General features: G+C 55.6%; 13 protein-coding genes. All 13 read left to right on the top strand.

The features are described from left to right. Positions 1 to 309 precede the first annotated feature (309 nt). On the top strand, positions 310 to 1,917 hold the full coding sequence (gene dppA / locus O1Q98_RS11235; protein WP_125261163.1) for a dipeptide ABC transporter periplasmic-binding protein DppA: 1,608 nt from the start codon (positions 310 to 312) through the stop codon (positions 1,915 to 1,917). 175 nt (positions 1,918 to 2,092) lie between these two features. Beyond that, positions 2,093 to 3,112 (top strand): dipeptide ABC transporter permease DppB, encoded by a 1,020-nt coding sequence (gene dppB / locus O1Q98_RS11230; RefSeq protein WP_125261162.1) that lies wholly within the window; start codon positions 2,093 to 2,095, stop codon positions 3,110 to 3,112. A gap of 13 nt (positions 3,113 to 3,125) precedes the next feature. Then, a complete protein-coding gene (gene dppC, locus O1Q98_RS11225) occupies positions 3,126 to 4,031 on the top strand; it encodes a dipeptide ABC transporter permease DppC (protein ID WP_125261161.1) in 906 nt (301 codons plus the stop codon). A 28-nt stretch (positions 4,032 to 4,059) separates the two neighbouring features. Further along, complete coding sequence (gene dppD, locus O1Q98_RS11220) at positions 4,060 to 5,040, top strand: dipeptide ABC transporter ATP-binding protein (RefSeq protein ID WP_125261160.1); 981 nt, start codon at positions 4,060 to 4,062, stop codon at positions 5,038 to 5,040. Positions 5,041 to 5,048: 8 nt separating this feature from the next. After that, positions 5,049 to 6,047 carry a dipeptide ABC transporter ATP-binding subunit DppF gene (gene dppF, locus O1Q98_RS11215; RefSeq protein ID WP_205744293.1) on the top strand — a complete coding sequence of 333 codons (999 nt, stop codon included), beginning with the start codon at positions 5,049 to 5,051 and terminating at the stop codon, positions 6,045 to 6,047. Between the two features lie 711 nt (positions 6,048 to 6,758). Further along, complete coding sequence (gene bcsO / locus O1Q98_RS11210; protein WP_125261158.1) at positions 6,759 to 7,460, top strand: cellulose biosynthesis protein BcsO; 702 nt, start codon at positions 6,759 to 6,761, stop codon at positions 7,458 to 7,460. Beyond that, on the top strand, positions 7,451 to 8,266 hold the full coding sequence (gene bcsQ / locus O1Q98_RS11205) for a cellulose biosynthesis protein BcsQ (RefSeq protein ID WP_125261157.1): 816 nt from the start codon (positions 7,451 to 7,453) through the stop codon (positions 8,264 to 8,266). The genes bcsO and bcsQ overlap by 10 nt, the downstream gene beginning before the upstream one ends. 123 nt (positions 8,267 to 8,389) lie before the next feature. Then, complete coding sequence (bcsA, locus tag O1Q98_RS11200) at positions 8,390 to 10,495, top strand: UDP-forming cellulose synthase catalytic subunit (RefSeq protein WP_125261156.1); 2,106 nt, start codon at positions 8,390 to 8,392, stop codon at positions 10,493 to 10,495. Then, positions 10,492 to 13,116 carry a cellulose biosynthesis cyclic di-GMP-binding regulatory protein BcsB gene (gene bcsB, locus O1Q98_RS11195; RefSeq protein WP_125261155.1) on the top strand — a complete coding sequence of 875 codons (2,625 nt, stop codon included), beginning with the start codon at positions 10,492 to 10,494 and terminating at the stop codon, positions 13,114 to 13,116. The genes bcsA and bcsB overlap by 4 nt, the downstream gene beginning before the upstream one ends. A gap of 11 nt (positions 13,117 to 13,127) precedes the next feature. Next, positions 13,128 to 17,171 carry a cellulose biosynthesis protein BcsC gene (locus O1Q98_RS11190; RefSeq protein ID WP_125261154.1) on the top strand — a complete coding sequence of 1,348 codons (4,044 nt, stop codon included), beginning with the start codon at positions 13,128 to 13,130 and terminating at the stop codon, positions 17,169 to 17,171. Positions 17,172 to 17,173: 2 nt separating this feature from the next. Then, on the top strand, positions 17,174 to 17,650 hold the full coding sequence (gene bcsD, locus O1Q98_RS11185) for a cellulose biosynthesis protein BcsD (protein ID WP_125261153.1): 477 nt from the start codon (positions 17,174 to 17,176) through the stop codon (positions 17,648 to 17,650). Positions 17,651 to 17,663: 13 nt separating this feature from the next. Beyond that, positions 17,664 to 18,665 carry a glycosyl hydrolase family 8 gene (locus O1Q98_RS11180; protein ID WP_125261152.1) on the top strand — a complete coding sequence of 334 codons (1,002 nt, stop codon included), beginning with the start codon at positions 17,664 to 17,666 and terminating at the stop codon, positions 18,663 to 18,665. 419 nt (positions 18,666 to 19,084) lie between these two features. Next, complete coding sequence (locus O1Q98_RS11175; RefSeq protein ID WP_125261151.1) at positions 19,085 to 20,359, top strand: dicarboxylate/amino acid:cation symporter; 1,275 nt, start codon at positions 19,085 to 19,087, stop codon at positions 20,357 to 20,359. The last annotated feature ends 183 nt before the right edge of the window (positions 20,360 to 20,542 follow it).

The following is a 20,542-nucleotide window of genomic DNA, read 5'->3' as shown; positions in this document are numbered from 1 at the left end:
GGTTATATTGACGCGATTGTCATCTGTTGACACATTGTGGGCGTCACAAGGAGGAGAAGCGGCAGAGTACCCGGAATCATGATGATTGATCCGACAGGGCTGGCGGGGTTTCCTGCTTGTCCCGCACTGTTGTCTTTCCCTGTTTACTCGCGTGTCTGTCTTTAGGCTTGTTCCAGACTGACGCAGATAAAGAAGAAGTACAGACCACCGTGAAAAAGGGCCGCGATAATCTCCGTCGCGCTCGCCAGCACTTCGCGAGCACAATAATGGGTCTGACTCACACACAACATCCACAATGGAGTTCATGTAATGGCTAAATCCCTGATGAAATCAAGGGTGCTGAAATTCAGCCTTGGTCTTCTGGCGCTATCTGTTGCCGCCGGTGTACAGGCAAAAACCCTGGTGTATTGTTCAGAAGGTTCTCCTGAAGGCTTCAACCCGCAGCTGTTTACCTCCGGCACCACCTTTGATGCCAGCTCCATTCCAATTTATAACCGTCTGGTTGAGTTTAAAAACGGCACCACCGAAATCGAGCCGGGTCTGGCCGAGAAGTGGGATATCAGCGCTGACGGCAAAACCTATACTTTCCATTTACGCAAAGACGTGAAGTGGCAGGACAGTAAAGATTTCAAACCGAGCCGTAACCTCAATGCCGATGACGTGCTGTTCTCTTTCCAGCGTCAATTGGATGCCAATCACCCGTTCCACAAAGTCTCCGGCGGCAGCTACGAATACTTTGAAGGTATGGGGATGAATGAGCTTATCAGCAAAATTGAGAAAGTGGATGACAACACGGTTCGCTTCCAGCTGACGCGTGCCGAAGCGCCGTTCCTGGCTGACCTGGCGATGGATTTCGCGTCGATTTTGTCTGCTGAATATGGCGACAAGGTACTGAAAGCCGGTACGCCGGAGAAAATCGACCTTGACCCTATCGGCACCGGGCCGTTCCAGTTGCAGCAGTACCAGAAAGACTCCCGTATTCTCTACAAACGCTTTGACAGCTTCTGGGGCACGAAACCGAGTATTGACCGTCTGGTCTTCTCCATCACCCCGGATGCCTCCGTGCGCTATGCCAAGCTGCAAAAAGACGAATGCCAGATTATGCCGTACCCGAACCCGGCCGATCTCGCCAGCATGAAGCAGGATAAAAACATCAACCTGTTGCAACAGCCGGGCCTGAACGTGGGCTATCTGTCATTCAACGTTGAGAAAAAACCGCTGGATAACGTGAAAATCCGTCAGGCGCTGACCTACGCGGTGAACAAGCAAGCCATTATTGATGCGGTGTATCAGGGTGCCGGTCAGGCAGCGAAAAACCTGATCCCGCCGACCATGTGGGGTTATAACGATGACGTGAAAGACTACGCCTATGACCCTGCCAAAGCCAAAGCACTGCTCAAAGAAGCGGGTGCGGAAAACGGCTTTGAGATTGATCTGTGGGCGATGCCGGTACAGCGTCCGTATAACCCGAATGCGCGCCGTATGGCTGAGATGATCCAGGCGGATTGGGCGAAAGTGGGCGTGAAAGCCAAAATCGTCACCTACGAGTGGGGCGAATACCTCAAGCGTGCCAAAGCCGGTGAACACCAGACGGTGCTGATGGGCTGGACTGGCGACAACGGAGACCCGGATAACTTCCTGGCGACGCTGTTTAGCTGCGATGCGGCGAAAAAAGGCTCCAACTACTCCAAATGGTGTTACAAGCCGTTTGAAGACTTGATTCAGCCAGCGCGTTCCGTATCCGATCAGGCCAAGCGTATCGAGCTGTACAAACAGTCTCAGGTGGTGATGCACGATCAGGCTCCGGCGCTGATTGTTGCCCACTCTACCGTGTATGAACCGATCCGTAAAAACGTGAAAGGTTATGTTATCGAACCTCGCGGTGTGCATAACTTTAATCACGTATCTGTAGAGTAATCATCCATATACGTCATATTCACGGGCGATAGCTGTGCTATCGCCCCTGCTGTTTCTATCGGGGAATAGCGGGGGAGGCTTCGGCGTCCGTTTTTTCAGTGAGCCATGTCAGGCTCGGCGGCGAGACCGCCGGGCCCTTTATCTCTAATAAGAGAACGCACAGAGAGTTCGGGATATGTTGCAGTTCATACTCCGGCGTTTGGGGCTGGTTATCCCAACGTTTATCGGTATTACCCTACTGACTTTCGCTTTCGTGCACATGATCCCCGGCGACCCGGTGATGATCATGGCAGGGGAGCGCGGTATTTCTCCAGAGCGCCATGCGCAGTTGATGGCGCAGCTTGGTCTTAACAAGCCGCTGTGGGAGCAATATCTGCATTACATCTATGGCGTGTTGCACGGTGATTTAGGCATGTCGCTAAAAAGCCGCATGCCGGTGTGGGACGAATTTGTGCCGCGTTTTAAGGCCACGCTGGAACTGGGCGTCTGCGCGATGATCTTCGCGGTGATTATCGGTATTCCCGTTGGTGTGATGGCGGCGGTTAAGCGCGGTTCTATCTTTGATCACACATCCATCAGCCTGGCATTAACCGGCTATTCGATGCCGATTTTCTGGTGGGGCATGATGCTTATCATGCTGGTTTCCGTGCAACTGAACCTGACGCCGGTGTCCGGTCGCATCGGCGATACGGTGTTTTTGGATGACACCCTGCCGCTGTCCGGTTTTATGTTGATAGATACCTTAATCTGGGGCGCAGACGGTGACTTCAAAGACGCCGTGATGCACATGGTGCTGCCCGCCGTGGTGCTCGGCACCATTCCGCTGGCGGTGATTGTGCGTATGACGCGCTCGGCGATGCTGGAAGTGCTGGGCGAAGATTACATCCGTACCGCCCGCGCCAAAGGCTTAAGCCGCCTGCGCGTCATTGTCGTGCATGCGTTACGCAACGCCATGTTACCGGTGGTAACGGTGATTGGTTTGCAGGTCGGCACCATGCTGGCGGGCGCGATCCTGACGGAAACCATTTTCTCCTGGCCGGGCCTCGGGCGCTGGTTGATTGATGCGCTGCAACGCCGTGACTATCCGGTGGTGCAAGGCGGGGTGTTGCTGGTTGCCACCATGATAATTCTGGTGAACCTGCTGGTAGACCTGACATACGGCGTGGTGAACCCGCGTATCCGGCATAAGAAATAACAGGAGGCGCAGAATGACGCAAATAACGCAACCCGCAGTACAAACGGCTGCGCCAGTGCCGATGACTCCGCTTCAGGAGTTCTGGCACTATTTTAAGCGTAACAAAGGGGCCGTGGTCGGCCTGGTTTACATTGTTTTGATGCTGATCGTGGCGATTGGGGCCAGTGTGCTGGCTCCCCACGCGCCTGCCGAGCAGTTTCGTGATGCGCTGTTAAAGCCACCAGTCTGGCAGGAAGGCGGTAGCTGGCAATTTATTCTTGGCACCGATGATGTCGGGCGCGATGTGCTGTCACGCCTGATGTATGGCGCGCGCCTGTCGCTGCTGGTCGGCTGTCTGGTGGTGCTGATGTCACTGGTGCTGGGCATCGTGTTCGGATTGATGGCCGGTTACTTCGGCGGTTCGATAGATGCTGCCATCATGCGTCTGGTGGATATCATGCTGGCGCTGCCGAGCCTGCTGCTGGCGCTGGTGCTGGTGGCGATTTTCGGCCCCTCCATTTTCAATGCCTCGCTGGCGTTGACCTTCGTGTCGCTGCCGCACTATGTGCGTTTGACGCGCGCGGCAGTGCTGATGGAAGTCAACCGTGATTATGTGACCGCTTCCCGTGTGGCGGGCGCTGGGGCGCTGCGCCAGATGTTTATCAACATTTTCCCTAATTGCCTGGCACCGTTGATCGTGCAGGCATCAATGGGCTTTTCTAACGCCATTCTCGATATGGCTGCGCTTGGGTTCCTCGGCATGGGCGCACAGCCGCCGACACCGGAATGGGGCACCATGCTCTCCGACGTGCTGCAATTTGCGCAGAGCGCCTGGTGGGTGGTGACGTTCCCCGGACTGGCGATTTTGCTGACGGTATTGGCATTTAACCTGATGGGGGACGGCTTGCGTGATGCTCTCGACCCCAAACTCAAGCAGTGACAGCGCAAGCGGCGATAGAGGTAGAGAGATGGCGTTACTCAATGTAGATAAACTGTCGGTACACTTTGGCGAAGGTGCGCTGCCGTTTCGTGCGGTAGACCGCATCAGCTATCAGGTGGAACAGGGGCAGGTGGTCGGCATCGTCGGCGAGTCCGGTTCCGGCAAATCGGTCAGTTCACTGGCTATCATGGGGCTGATTGATTTCCCCGGTAAAGTGATGGCTGACAAACTGGAGTTCAACCAGCGTGATTTACAGACGCTCTCCGATAAGGAGCGGCGTCAGCTGGTAGGCGCGGAAGTGGCGATGATCTTCCAGGACCCGATGACCAGCCTGAATCCGTGTTACACCGTGGGCTACCAGATTATGGAAGCCATCAAGGTGCATCAGGGCGGCAACCGTAAAACCCGGCGCGCGCGCGCGATTGATTTGCTCAATCAGGTGGGGATTCCTGACCCGGAATCGCGGCTGGATGTGTATCCGCATCAGCTGTCGGGCGGCATGAGCCAGCGTGTAATGATTGCGATGGCGATTGCCTGTCGGCCAAAGCTGCTGATCGCCGATGAACCGACGACGGCGCTGGATGTGACCATTCAGGCGCAGATCATCGAACTGCTGCTGGAGTTGCAGCAAAAAGAGAACATGGCGCTGATCCTGATTACCCACGATTTGGCGCTGGTGGCGGAAGCGGCGCACCACATCATCGTGATGTACGCCGGACAGGTGGTGGAATCGGGCAAGGCGGTGGATATTTTCCGCGCTCCGCGCCACCCCTACACCCAGGCGCTGCTGCGCGCGCTGCCGGAGTTTGCCGCAGACAAATCACGGCTGGCGTCGCTGCCGGGCGTGGTGCCGGGCAAGTATGACCGGCCGCAGGGTTGTCTGTTGAACCCTCGCTGCCCCTACGCCAGCGATCGTTGCCGTCAGGAAGAGCCTGAGATGCGGGATATTCCCGGTCGTCAGGTGAAATGTCACACACCGCTGGATGATGCGGGGAGGCCAACCGTATGAGCCAGACCATGAACGCAGCCGGGCAGCCCTATCTGCTCGAAGCGATTGATTTGAAAAAACACTACCCGGTGAAAAAAGGGTTGTTCGCACCGGAGCGACTGGTGAAAGCGCTGGATGGCGTGTCGTTCACGCTGGAGCGTGGCAAAACGCTGGCGGTGGTGGGTGAATCCGGTTGCGGCAAGTCCACGCTGGGCCGCCTGCTGACCATGATTGAAACGCCGTCGCACGGCGAGCTGTATTATCAGGGCCAGGATCTGCTCAAGCCAGACCCGGCAGCGCAGAAGCTGCGTCGCCAGAAAATCCAGATCGTGTTCCAGAACCCGTATGCGTCGCTCAATCCGCGCAAAAAAATTGGCCAGATCCTGGAAGAGCCGCTGGTTATCAACACCGAGCTCACCAAGGCAGAGCGCCGCGAGAAAGCGCTGGCGATGATGGCGAAAGTCGGGCTGAAAACCGAGCATTACGACCGTTACCCGCACATGTTTTCCGGCGGCCAGCGCCAGCGTATCGCTATCGCTCGCGGGCTGATGCTTGACCCGGACGTAGTGATTGCCGACGAACCAGTGTCTGCGCTCGACGTGTCGGTGCGCGCACAGGTGCTGAACCTGATGATGGATTTGCAGCAGGAACTGGGGCTGTCTTACGTGTTTATCTCGCATGACCTGTCGGTGGTGGAACACATCGCCGATGAAGTGATGGTGATGTATCTGGGCCGCTGCGTGGAGAAAGGCAGTAAAGACGCGATTTTCAACAACCCGCGCCACCCGTACACCCAGGCGCTGTTGTCTGCGACGCCGCGCCTGAACCCGGACGCGCGCCGTGAGCGCATCAAGCTGACCGGCGAGCTGCCAAGCCCGCTCAGTCCGCCGCCGGGCTGTGCTTTTAACGCCCGTTGCCAGCACCGTTTCGGGACTTGCACCCAGTTGCAACCTCACCTCAAACCGCACGGCGACCAACTGGTTGCCTGCTTTGCGGTGGAGCAGCAGGAAGAGAGTCCGGCTGGCTGATTCGCGTCTCGCACAATAGCGTGACGTGTAATAGCGTGACGCACAGCAACGTGACGTACAATAACGCGACGTACAACAACGTGAGACAACACGGCCTCGGTTAATCTCCGGGGCCGTTTTTTTGTGCCGGGCCTTGGCCGTTCAACTTCAGTACGGCGCGGGTTTCCCTGATATGGCCTGCTGCGCGTTGCCATCGGTGAGGTGTCCGGTTTTTTTCGTCTGATTTTTCTTATCAACACCCCGCTATGTTCATGGGGGGATGCGTGCAGATGTGGGCGACTCGGGCAGGTATTTGCTGTTGCGCAACGCTGGGAATGATTAATAAAGCTTGAGTTAAAGTAAACGGGTGTGGGGTGGATTTTATTAGTTTCGCTAACTTATTTCGCGAGTTATTCGGCGTTTAAGCCCGATTTTTTTGTGAAATATGTAAAATACATTTTAATTTTTATGAAATGTTCGGTGTTGAAATATTAGTTTTCCCATTGATTATCGAGTTTTTGACGATCTATGGCGTAAATTAGCGCCAGTAGCAATAATAATGTGGTTAACGAATGCCGGTAGCCTATTTACTTACAGCGCGCTTATTTATTTTTCTGAAGGAATTTACCTTCGTCACAAATCTCGGTATAAGACTAATCTTAAAAGATTGTTTTTTGCGCTGCCCAATGACAGCGTATTTCGACCACCCTTTTCCAGGGAAATGACAGTCAGATGAACAGTTATGATGATATGCAGCGCTTTAGGGACAAAGCCCAAATAAAAGATATTGATTTCAGGGACATGTCCAGCCAAATGTTGCAGTCAGACACTGTTGCCTGGCCGTTGATGAAACAGTTGTTGCGCAACCCGGCAGAGGACGATGCCCTGTCAGGCGTACACGCGACCGGTGTGGCACAACCTGCGCCGATTAATCCCTCATTGTTTAACGAGCCGACGGCGACTCCCGCGACCGCGCGTTTAGCGCCGAAAGCCGCGTCGCCGGATGCGACGCCTGCGCTGTTGAGTGCGGTTGCCGCCTCTCTGGCGCCACCGGCGGTGGCATCGGCAATAGCTGCGCAATCGATAGCCATGCAACCGATAGCCACGCGATCGATAACAGAACAGCTGCTAACCGCGCAGTCGCCAGTAGCGCAAGCCGTGCAACCGATCGCGTTAGTACCCCCTCAAGCGCCGCTGAGTGCGCCTGTTGAGCCGTTAGCGGAAGTTAGAACGCTGCAAAACGCGCCGAGGCAGGCATTTGCTGCGGCAACGCCGGTGCGCCCGGCTGCGTTTGCTGCCGCTGCATCAGCGCAGCCGGATAATAGCCGTTTTCGCGCGCTGTTCAGTAGCCGAAGCCAACCAGACAATACCCCCTCATTATCAAAAACGATGTTATTAAAACCCTTGCTGGAGAAGATTGCGTTATGCCGTTAGTGTGTGTTTGTTCTCCGAAAGGAGGTGTTGGAAAAACCACCATGGCAGCCAATCTGGCTTATGCGTTAGCCCGTGGGGGAAGTAAAGTGCTGGCGATTGATTTTGACGTGCAAAACTCATTGCGCCTGCATTTTGGTGTACCGCTTACCGATGAGAGGGGATTTGTCGCTAAATCGGCCGAAACGCCGGACTGGAGCCAGTCTATTCTGACCAGTGATGACAATATTTTTGTGCTGCCTTACGGCAGTGTGACGCAAGAGCAGCGCCTGGCGTTTGAGCATAACCTGGCCAATGACCCGCTGTTTTTGCGTCGTGGCCTGAGCACCGTCATGAATTACCCCGGCCTGGTGGTGATTGCCGATTTTCCGCCCGGCCCCGGCCCGGCGTTGCAAGCGATGACGGAGCTTGCCGACCTGCATTTGGTGGTAATGATGGCGGATACCGCCTCATTGTCATTAATGCCGCAGATTGAAAACAATAAGCTGACCGGGCAGGAACTTAACCGCAAAAAAGGCACTTATCTGCTTTTAAATCAGACTGATAATCGCCGCGCACTCTGTAGTCAGGTGGCCTCGTTTGTTCAACTGCGTATGCCGGACAAACTGATAGGTAGCGTTCACCGTGATGAAAGCGTCGCTGAAGCCAATGCTTCTCAACGTTCGATTTTTGATTTCAGCCCCGTGTCTGCGGCGGCGTTTGATATTGAGTTAATCGGAAAGCGCGTTGCGGCTTTGCTGGATATCCGCATCGGTAATGGCGAAGTTCAGGCTGATTTTCCTGCATATCAGGCCGTATCTGGCCGATAATGCAAAACACAGTCTGACACCCTGCATGGATTGATACCCCTGACCCACGTTGTTGGGCGCAGGGGACGTTTGCATGGACTTATTTTCACGGACTTTTTCCATTTTTCGACTTCAGGATAATCTATGAAAAAGATCCTGTTTTTGGCGTTGTTGTTGGTTTTGCTGCCGGTTGCGGTGGTGGTGGTGATAACCCCGATGGACAGCGAAAAACAATATATCTTCGGCCTTATCAGCATCGGGTTGATGCTGTTGTTAGGGCAGAGCAAACGCCGGACGGTAACGGTCATACTGGTGGTGATGGCGGCGTTGACATCGACGCGCTACATCTACTGGCGCGCGACAGAAACGCTGCACTTTAACTCGGAAATCGAAGCGATTCTGGGCATTGGGCTGTTTGTTGCCGAGCTATACGTGTGGGTGATTCTGATGCTGGGTTTTTTGCAAACCACCTGGCCGCTGGAGCGCACCATTGAACCGATGCCGCAGGACACGGACTTGTGGCCAACGGTTGATGTGTATGTTCCGACCTATAACGAAAGCCTGGATGTGGTGCGCGATACCGTACTGGCGGCGCAATGTATTGATTACCCGCGCGATAAAATGAAGGTTTACCTGCTTGATGACGGTAAACGCAGCGAGTTTGCCGTTTTCGCCGCTCAGGCCGGTGTCGGCTACATTACGCGCGATAATAATGCTCACGCCAAAGCGGGCAACCTGAATCACGCGCTGAAGTTAACGCAGGGTGAGCTAATTTGCGTTTTCGACTGTGACCATGTTGCGAAACGTATCTTCCTGCAAGCGACGATCGCGCCGTTTTTGTCAGACCCAAAGCTGGCGCTGTTACAGACGCCGCACTATTTCTACTCGCCCGACCCGTTTGAGCGTAACCTGCGCGCCGCGCGGCAGATCCCAAACGAAGGCGCGCTGTTTTATGGCCCGGTGCAGCAAGGCAATGATTTGTGGGATGCGGCCTTTTTCTGCGGCTCTTGTGCGGTGATTCGTCGTTCCGCGTTAGATGACATCGGCGGGTTCGCGGTTGAAACCGTCACCGAAGATGCGCACACCGCGATGAAAATGCAGCGCAAAGGCTGGAAATCCGCATTTTTGGCGATTCCGCTGGCCGCTGGGCTTGCTACCGAACGTTTGGTGTTGCATGTGATTCAGCGTACCCGCTGGGCCCGTGGCATGGCGCAAATCTTCCGCGTTGATAACCCGTTGCTGGGGCGCGGGCTGACATTGCCGCAGCGCCTGTGCTATCTCAATGCCATGCTGCATTTTCAGTTTGGTTTGCCGCGAGTCGCCTTCCTGACGGCGCCGCTTGCTTACCTGCTGTTTAATCTCAATATTATTCACTCATCGGCGTTAATGATTTTTGCCTATGCGCTGCCGCATCTGGCGATTTCGATGTACGTCAACTCACGGATGAACGGGCGTTTCCGCTACAGTTTCTGGGGCGAAATTTATGAAACAGTGATGGCGTTTCACTTGGTTATTCCAACCATTGTGACGCTGATTTCGCCCAAACACGGCAAATTTAACGTGACGGACAAAGGCGGCTTGCTGGACGAAGGCTTCTTTGATTTTCGTATCGTCCGGCCGCATATCATTGCCGCACTGCTGCTGGGAGCCGGTGTGGTCGCGGGCATCACCCGCATCGTCGCCCATGATTATTTCAACGTTGACCCCTACGTCATTATGCTCAATCTGGTGTGGGCGATGTTTAGCCTGCTGACACTGCTGGCGGCGATTGCCGTGGCGCGTGAAACCAAGCAGGTGCGTAAAACCATCCGCGTCGATGTGGACGTCCCTGCCATTATTCACTATGCCAGCGGTATCGCCTCACGCACCACCACGGTCGATCTGTCGATGGGCGGCGCGCAGTTAAAGGCGCCGGACAAGCGCCACGAGCATGATGAAATCGAAGCCATTGAGCTGTTGCTGCAATCGAGTGAGATTTGCCTGCCGGTGCAGTCCGTGGCGGCCAATGACGACAAAATTCGCCTGCGTTTTGATGATATTCCGCTCTCGCAACGCCGCGCGTTGGTGCGTGTGGTGCTCTCGCGTGCCGATGCCTGGATTAATCCGCCCTATCCTCAGGATCGCCCTTTGCGTTCGCTGTGGGCGGTGGTCAAAACGGTGTGTGAGTTCTTTTGGCTCAGTCTCACTACCCGCAGTAAAAAACCGGCTTCTGCAGCGGTGGATGTGAAAAAAGAGGATGCCGCAACATGATGACACCCGGTTTTTTGACCACCCTGCGAGTTAATGCCAGTGCGCTGGCGTTATGGATAGCGGGTGCGCTGGCGCTGAGTTCAGCAGCGGTACTGGCTGCGCCCGAGAGTGATGACACGCCGTTGCCGATGATGTTAAGTCCGGGCGGCAGCGCGGGCCAGCCACCGGTTGTCTCGCCGGTTACGCCCGTGGCGGGTGCGGCAGATGTGCACGCAATAGATGTGCCCGCAATGCCGCCGATAGTGTCACCGGCAGCGTCACCGATAGTGCAACCGATAACGTCACCGACAGTATCGCCTGCGCCGGTCAATCCGCCAGCCAGCGCTGATGCGCCAGCAATGACGCCGCCTCTGCCCGCTATTGTCGCGCCGGATAGGGCGACGGCAAATGTCGTGCCTGTCGATGCAGCGGGCGGGACGACGCCATCCATGTTACTGCCGGTGGGCGGCGATGCCGGGTATCAGCCGCTATCCAGCCGCGTATCCGTCGCTCAAATGGGCCAGCCTAACGGGATTACGCTGGCTGGCGGCCAGACGCAGGCGGGGGTGATCTTTACCCTGCCGGGCGATCAGGTTGTTACCAATGCGATGCTGGATTTATCGCTGCGGGTGTCGCCGGAACTGGCGGCGCTCAATGCGTCAATGCAACTGATGCTCAACGGCCAGCCGCTCGGTACGGTGCCGCTGAGTGCGGCAACCGGTGAAAGTACCCGCTTTCAGTTAGATATTCCCGCCGCGATGGTGGTGTCGAGCAATAACCTCAGCTTTCGTATTAATGACGCCGAGCGCCTGTTGTGCGAACGCGATAGCGCGACCCGTTATAATCTGACCATTTTGCCTGCAACCACCTTGCAACTCGAAGGCCAGCAGCTCGATATCGGCACCCGGCTGAGTAATTTTCCGCGTCCGTTTATTGACCCGCTGCAAATGACCGCAGCGGTGGTGCCCATGGTGTTCCCCGAGCAGGTGAGCCCTGCTCAGGTCAGTGCGGCAGCGTTGGTGGCCTCGTGGCTTGGCATGCGTATGGATGGGTACGGTGCGAACTTCCCGGTGATACGCGATGCGCTGCCGGAGAAAAGCGGCATCGTATTTGGCTACCCCGGTGACAAAATCGGTACGCTGGTGTTGCCTGCGGTGAGCGGGCCTACGCTGCAACTGGTGGATAACCCGGTGAACCCGGTCAACAAATTGATGCTGGTCATCGGTCAGGATGAAGTGCAATTGCGTCAGGCTGCTTACCGTTTGGTGAGCCAGCCGCTGGATGTCGATGGCGCAACGCTGTCGGTGCCGCCTCAGACCATCACGCCGCGCCGCCCTTATGATGCGCCGCGCTGGATCAATACCGACCGGCCGGTGCGTTTTAGCGAGCTGCTGCGTAAAGACCAGAACATGACGGTGAGCGGAATCTGGCATGAGGCGCTGCGTATCAACTTCCGCGCCGCTCCCGATCTGTTCTTGTGGGACGGTGATACCATTCCGGTAAAAGTTGATTATCGCTTTCCGTCAGAAAGCTGGATTGATGAAGATCGCTCCTACCTGAATGTGATGCTCAACGGGACGTTTTTACATAACCTCACGGTCAATAAGGTTGGCGTGTTGCAGCGTGCGTGGCGTGAAATGGGCGGTGACAGCCGTCAGGAAACCTATGCGCTGAAAGTAGACCCTTACCTTATCTACGGTTACAACCAGTTCCAGCTCTATTTTAATATTCGTGCCAAAGATGATGCGCCGTGCAGCGTATTGCAAAATAACAACATCAAAAGCCAGATTGTGGACAGCGCTTCTATTGATTTAAGCCGGACGCGCCATTTCACGCTGTTGCCTAATCTCTCCTACTTTGTAGGGGCCGCGTTCCCGTTCTCCCGGCTGGCGGATTACGCCCAGACGGTATTGTTGCTGCCGGAAAAACCGACTAACGCGGAAATTGGCCTGCTGCTGGATTTGGCGGGCCGGGCGAGTGACGCCACCGGCGTTAGCCTGAATGCAGCCAAAGTGATGTTTGGCCTGCCTGCCAATGCGGGCGATCGCCTGAAGCTTGAGAACAGCGATGTGCTGGCGATAACGTCACTTGGGCAAAGCGCCTTTAACAAGAGCCTGTTGGCCGATTCCCCCTTTAACGTAAATGACCGCACGTTTGGCGTCAGAACCCAGAGCACCCTTGAGCATTTACGCACGTTGCTGACGGGCGATTGGGATCGTGCGCCATTGGATGCCGACCGTTACTTCTCATCAAACGAAGCCTGGCGGGGTTTTTTGAGCTACCGATCGCCGTGGAATAACGGGCGGGTGGTGGTGGTGGCCACCGGCAGCAGCGATGAGCAGTTATCGCAGCTGTACGGCGATTTGAATTCGCCAGGTATTAATGCGGCCATCAGCGGCGATACAGCGATTATCACCAATGAAAATGGCGTGCGCAGTTTCCGTGTCGGGCCGCAGTTCCCGGTGGGTGAAATGCCCTGGTACATGATGATTGTCTGGTATGCCAATCAACATGCGGTGTTGTTGGCGCTCAGTGCGTTGCTGCTGGCAGCGGTAATCGGGATTGGGCTGACGTCCCTGCTCAGGATGCAGGCAGAAAAACGGCTGTCTACCCGGCGTGATGCGGGTTCAGGTAAAAAATAAGCGAGCCACTTATGAAGATGACAACATTAACGGCCCGAATTCGTCAGGCATGTGCAGTGAGCTCGGTAGTCATGGGCACCGCCGTGGTTATTGGCGGCGTGCTATCTTCCGCTGCGCTGGCCGCTCAGACAAACCCGGCATTGCAGGCGCTGTTTGATCAAGCTGATTACTGGCACCAGCGTTCCCATGATGATCTGGCTCGCGATGCGTTGCAGAAAGTCCTGATGGTGGATGCCAACAACACGCAGGCGCTGTATTTGATGGCGTTGTATGCGCAAAACAATGGTGATAATGCGCAAGCGGCAAAGTGGCGTGAGCGGCTCAGTCAGGCCTCGCCGCAAGACCCGCGTTTACAGGCATTAGATAATGCGCGACAGGCCTCCACCGTGCCGCAGGCACAGCTGGCGCTGGCGCGTCAGCAGGCGCGCAGCGGCAACATCAGCGCCTCGTTGCAAACCTGGCGCAACCTGTTTAGCGGCCCACAGCCGCCAGCCAGCATTGCCGCCGAATATTATCTGACGATGGCAGGCGATCGTACCTTGCTGCCGCAGGCGGTGGATCACTTGCGCGAATTTGTCGCCGCTCACCCGCAAGACACCAATGCCAGCGTCGCGCTCGGCAAGGCGTTGACCTATCAAGAGCCGACACGGCGTGAAGGGGTGCAGATATTGAGCGGATTGGCTTCCGGCAGTACGGATGCCGATCAGTCGATGCGTCAGGCGTTGCTGTGGCTGTCGCCAAAAAGCGATGATGCGCCGCTGTATCAGCTCTACCAGCAGCGCCACCCGCAGGATACGGCGGTCATGGACTATTACCGTAAAAATGTCGGCGGCGTGGAGAAAAACAAAGGGTTCACCGCGCTCAATAGCGGCGATATTTCCAGCGCCCAGACCGCGTTTGATCAGGTATTACAGGCTAATCCGCAAGATGCGGATGCGCTGGCAGGGATGGGCTACGCCGCCCAGCGCCGGGGGGATTTTGCTTCGGCAGCGTCGTATCTGGAGCGTGCGGCGCGTCAGGGCGGTGAAAACAGCGCCCAGCGTCAGCAGCAGGCGGACGACGCGCGTTTCTATGCGCAATTAGCCTCTGCCCAGCAAGCCATGAAAAACGGCGATACCACCCAGGCGCTGGCGATAAGCGAACCCTTGGTTCAGGCCAGCGGGGAGAAGGGACTGGCGGCAAAACTGTTCCGCGCGGATGTATTACGTCGTAGCAATAATTTTGCCCAGGCCGAACGGCTGTATCGCGACATTTTGCAAACCGATGCAGATAACCGCAGCGCCAAAGAGGGGCTGTTTTATGTGTTGCGAGAGCAAAATCGCAGCGCCGAGGCCAATACCCTGTTTGCGGCGCTGCCTGAGAGCGTGCGCCAAAGTATGACACCGCGCCCGGTGGTGGTTGCAACCAGTGCGCCGGTGCGTAAAGACGCGCAGCAAGCGCTGGCCTCCGGTGACAGGGCGCGGGCTGTCGCGCTGTTGCAGCAAGGTATTGCGCGTTTCCCGAATGATGGCTGGCTCAGGCTTGATTTGGCGCGGATTTACCAGCAGCAGGGAAATACCGCTGAAGCCACCGCGCTGATGCAGCCGCTGTTCCGGCCCGCTGCCAGTGCGGATGATTTATACGCCGCCGCGCTCTTTGCCAGTGAAAACAGCGCCTGGCAACAAGCCAGCACACTGCTTGCCCGTATTCCGGCCCGTAACCAGAACGAAGAGTCGCGCACGCTGGCGCGTCGGGTGAATTTCAATCTCCAGATGGCCACCGCGCAGACGTACCTGTCTCGCGGCGAAAATGCAGCGGCAGCCAATACATTAAGGGCGTTGTCGGCGACACCGCCCGAGAACCCGGTGGATGCCGGTAAGCTGGCGCAATCGCTGGCCGCCGCCGGGGAAACGGCGGCAGCGGTTGCGGTGGTGCGTAACAACATGCAGCGCGGCGTACAAGGTAATGCCGGTGATTATGCCGCCCAAATTGGCGTACTCAATCAGGCCGGGTTAAGCGATGAGGCGCAATCGTGGTTAAACCGCCCGGAATTGATGGCGCGCAGCACAACGGCGCAACTGGATGATTTGCGCACCGGGGCTGTCATTCGCGATGCCGATCGCCTGCGTGAAAACCAGCAATATGCTCAGGCTTACGACACGCTTGCCCGCGCGTTGCAGCGTTCGCCGAAAAACACCGATTTGATGTTTGCCATGGCGCGCCTCTACCAGTCGAGCAAGATGAATAAAGAAGCGGCCGATGTGTATGACTATCTGCTGTCGCATGACACGCCGACGCAGGAAGCCCGCATCGGTGCGATGAATGTGGCCCTGGCCCGTAATGACGTCGCGAAAGCGTATGCGCTTTCCTCCGGCCTACAGGGTGAGCCCACGCCGGAGCGGTTACTGCTGCTGGCGCGGCTTGCGGATGCACAAGGCAACCGCGATCAGGCATTAGCCTATTTGCGTTCTGCCCGGGCTAAAGCGGTGGGGCTTGATGGCGCAGGGCCGGGTAAGGCGGCGACGATTGGCGGGCTGGCGATGGCGGAGAATCCGTTTATTAATCGCGCGAGCGTAACCAGTGCGACCCCCTCGTCTTATGGCCGGGTGCTGCCGTGGCAGCAACGCGGCAGTGTCGCTGGTAGCGACACTGCGGTGGTGGCAGATGCCACCACCCAACAACAGACTGCGACGCTTAACCAAATCAACACCATGATGGATGATTTGGAGCGCGATAGCGGCGGCTGGCTACAGGGCGGCGTGCAGGTACGAGCCCGTGATGGCGAGTCTGGCTTAGGGCGATTTACTGAAGCCAAAGCCCCGCTGACCTGGTCGAGCGGCTCATTTGGTGATACCCGTATCAACTTTAGCGTCACGCCAATGACCATGAATTCCGGCAGCGCCAGCGGCGATGGTTATCGTCGTTATGGCGCAGGGGCCGGTGCGCAGGCAGTACAAGGGATGGTGGATACGATCAATACCGAGATCCGTAACATGCAGGCGCAGCTTGCCAGCGGTACGGCCTCGCCTTTGGCGACGTTGCTACGCAGCCAGAATATCGACCCGGCGAGCGTGAGCGCCATTAGCTTTGACACGTTAAACCCGCTGACTACCCAAGGGCAGGCGAACCTGACTGCGCTCAACGGGAATACGGCGCTTAGAAATTATCTCCTGGCCTCTGCAAATAAACCGAATGTGAATGCGGCAAGCAGCAGTTCAACGGATTCACAGAAATCCTCTGGCGTTGAGCTAAATCTGGCGTTGATTGGCAAAAACTACAAGCTGGACTTTGGCAGTACGCCGCTTGGTCAGGAGCTGAATACCTTGGTCGGCGGGGTACAGTGGTCGCCAAAACTGACCGATTTTCTCACGTTGGTGGTGACAGGCGAGCGCCGTGCCGTGACGGATAGCCTGCTCTCTTATATTGGCACCAAAGAAGCGTTTAGCGGCCAGCGTTGGGGGCAAGTCACCAAGAACGGCGGTAACGTGTTACTGAGTTATGATAATGGTGATGTCGGTTTCTATGGCGGTGGCGGCGCTTACAGCTATCTTGGCGAGAATGTCAAAAGTAACCGGGCATTTATGGCGAATGCCGGTGCGTATATTCGCCCGGTACACGATCGCGATCGCGAGTTGAAAACCGGCATCAGTTTGAGCTGGATGGATTTTGATAAAAACCTGAGTTATTACAGCTACGGTCAGGGCGGCTATTTTAGCCCGCAGAATTATGTGTCGGTTTCCGTGCCGCTTGAGTGGAGCCAGCGCTACGATGATCTGAATGTTAAAGCCGGGATTTCTGTGGGCTATCAGTCTTATACGCGCGATAAGAGCGATTATTTCCCGAATAACCCAGACTGGCAGGCATTCCTTGATAATGCAGTCACTAATGGGTTCGCCAAAGAGTCGCACTATGCCAGTGATAGCAAAAGCGGCGTTGGCTATAACGTTCACGTTGGCGCTGATTACCGCGTGACGAAAGATATTACCGTGGGTGGACAAATGGGCTACGACACCTTTGGCAACTATAATGAAACCACCGGTCAACTCTATTTCCGCTACGGACTGGGAGGCAAATAAGCATGATGGAATCACAGCAACATGCGCTGAATTATTATCGTCAACAGCAATTGCCACCCGGCTGGGCCGATCTGCTCGGCGTGATTATCGACGGCATGATGGATAACGCAGGCGAGCAAGATGGGTTAGCGTTTCTGCGCCAGATGGGCGTGCAACTGGCGGCACGTTATCCGCTGGCGCCAGCGGAAACCGTGCTGGATCTCGAGCAAGAAATGAATCGGGTGTTGTCGCGGTTTGGCTGGGGGTGCGTTGACTTACAGCCGCAGGAAACCCGGCTTGTCATTTACCATCTGGCGCTTCCTGAGCCGGTGGGAGAGACGCGCAGTACCCGCTTTCGCATGTCGATGGCGGCGGTGTTACAAGGGGTTTATGCTCACTGGCTGCGTGAACAAGGCGGCGCCGAGCATGTATTGCTATCTTATGAAGGGATGAGCGACGAGTCCGGCGTGGTATTTCATTACCACAGCGAGATGTGTTGAAACGGGAGATGTCATGGTAAAGCCAATATGGCGTGGCTGGATATGGGTATTGATGGTGTGGTTGAGTGCGTCGGCCAGTGCGGCAACCGGTTGGGAAACCTATAAAAGCCGTTTTATCACGCCAGAAGGGCGTGTCATCGATACCGGGAATAAAAATATCAGCCATACCGAAGGCCAGGGTTTTGCAATGCTGATGGCGGCGCAGTACGGCGATCGGGCGGTGTTTGATAGTCTGTGGAACTGGACGCGCGCCAATCTGAGAAATAACGTCAGCGGCCTGTTTTACTGGCGCTATGATCCGGCTGCCGTTACGCCGGTCGCGGATAAAAACAACGCCTCGGACGGTGATGTGTTGATAGCCTGGGCGCTGTTAAAAGCAGGGACGGCCTGGCAGAACGCGGAGTATTTACAGGCGTCCGACAGCATTCAAAAAGCGATTCTTGCCGGGGATGTGGTGCAGTTTGCTGGCCGCACCGTCATGCTGCCGGGGGCGTATGGCTTTAATAAAAACAGCTACGTTATTCTCAACCCGTCCTACTTTTTATTTCCCGCCTGGCGTGATTTTGCCAATCGCAGCCACCTGCAAGTGTGGCGACAGTTAATTGATGATGGACTCTCGCTGGTGGGTGACATGCGGTTTGGCTCCGTCGGCCTGCCGACGGACTGGGTGGCATTGAATGCCGATGGTTCAATGGCTCCGGCGACGGCCTGGCCATCACGCTTTAGTTATGACGCGATTCGTATTCCACTCTATTTGTATTGGTATGATGCGAAAACCACGGCACTGGTGCCGTTCCAGCTCTACTGGCGTAATTATGCGCGTCTTAGCACCCCGGCCTGGATTGATGTGCTGAATAATAATGTCGCGCCTTATGCGATGCAGGGCGGCTTGCTGGCGGTGCGTGATTTGACGATGGGCAATGCCGCTGGCATTGAGGGCGAGTTGGGCCCGTCAGAGGATTACTATTCGTCCAGCCTGCACTTGCTCGCCCTGCTCGCTAAAAACAGCAGATAAGCGCGACGCATCACGATAATAGCGAATACGGCGAGCGCATTTCTCGCCGTTGCCTGCCGCTGGCATTACCTGTGCCAGCGCCTGTCGAAGCAATATTTTACCTGCCATTAACTAAATTGTTACTTGTGATCTTATTCACAAACGATGCTTATGAATCCGCGCAGAATAGCGCAACGGAGCGCGCTTTCGGGGAATGATGGCCGACTCTCTTTTGGGTGGTGTTGCTGATAAATTAATGTAATGTTTTAAACTTGATTTTGTTGAAGCGATTCAGCTCTTGTTTTTAACCTGATGTTCACAAACTAAAGTTATAAAAGTATCCGGCCTGTTATCGGGGTGTTATTTTTCCGGCGCAAGCACAGGCGGCAACTTTTCGTTCTTTGTCCTCCGTGTGTTTTTCCATCAAAGGACGTCACACTATGAAAACATCAATATTCAAAAGCCTTTATTTTCAAGTTCTTGTCTCTATTACTATTGGGATATTGTTGGGGCATTTCTACCCGGCACTGGGGCAGCAGATGCAGCCTCTGGGCGATGGATTCGTAAAACTCATCAAAATGGTGATCGCGCCCGTCATCTTCTGTACCGTCGTTACCGGTATTGCCGGGATGGAGAGCATGAAGGCGGTTGGCCGCACCGGTGCTGTCGCGCTGCTTTACTTTGAAATTGTCAGTACGCTGGCGCTGATTATTGGCCTGGTGGTGGTTAACGTCTTGCAGCCGGGTGTCGGCATGAACGTTGACCCCTCATCCCTGAATGTTGCGGCCGTTGCGAATTACGCGACCGAAGCCGGTAAGCAAGGGGTGGTACCATTCCTGATGGACGTGATTCCGTCCAGCGTTATTGGTGCATTTGCCAGCGGCAATATTTTGCAAGTGTTGCTGTTTGCCGTGATGTTTGGTTTTGCTCTGCATCACCTTGGTGAGAAGGGCGCGCTGATTTTTGATGTGATAGACAGCTTCTCCAAAGTGGTGTTTGGCATCATTAATATGATTATGCGTCTGGCACCGCTGGGGGCATTCGGTGCCATGGCGTTCACCATCGGTAAATACGGTGTGGGTACGCTGATACAGCTCGGGCAGTTAATCATCTGCTTCTACATTACCTGTATTCTGTTCGTGGTATTGGTGCTGGGCTCCATTGCCAGAGCCACCGGTTTTAGTATCTTCAAGTTTATTCGTTATATCCGTGAAGAACTGCTCATCGTGCTGGGCACATCCTCTTCGGAATCCGCGCTGCCGCGTATGCTGGAGAAGATGGAAAAACTGGGCTGTAAAAAATCGGTCGTGGGTCTGGTTATTCCAACCGGCTATTCGTTTAACCTCGACGGTACATCCATTTACCTGACGATGGCTGCGGTGTTTATCGCCCAGGCGACCAATAGCCACATGGATATCTGGCATCAGATAACCTTGCTGGTTGTGTTGCTGCTCTCTTCTAAAGGGGCTGCGGGTGTCACTGGTAGCGGGTTTATCGTTCTGGCGGCAACGATTTCAGCCGTCGGTCATTTGCCGATTGCTGGTCTGGCGCTGATTCTGGGTATCGACCGCTTTATGTCTGAGGCCCGCGCCCTGACTAACCTGGTGGGTAACGGTGTCGCTACCGTTGTGGTTGCCAAATGGTGTAAGCAGCTCGACAGCAAGCAGATGAGTGATGTGCTGTCTGGCCGCGAGAGTGGCTCTCGTCCATCCTGATATCTCGCTGAGATCCTTCCTGCCTCACCCACAGTTCGCCTGGCGCGCTGTGGGTGATTTTCATTCATTCTGTGCTAAATTTGTTCTCCGCCGATTTTTTTTGCTCTTATTTCACGTTGTTGAGTGACATAGACAAAAGCGCGCTGTCTAACGGGGTGGTACACTTCGCCTCTCTTTATTGCG

The sequence above is a fragment of the Dickeya lacustris genome, assembly GCF_029635795.1.
Classification (GTDB): domain Bacteria; phylum Pseudomonadota; class Gammaproteobacteria; order Enterobacterales; family Enterobacteriaceae; genus Dickeya; species Dickeya lacustris.
This window is presented reverse-complemented; position numbering and strand designations above follow the sequence as displayed.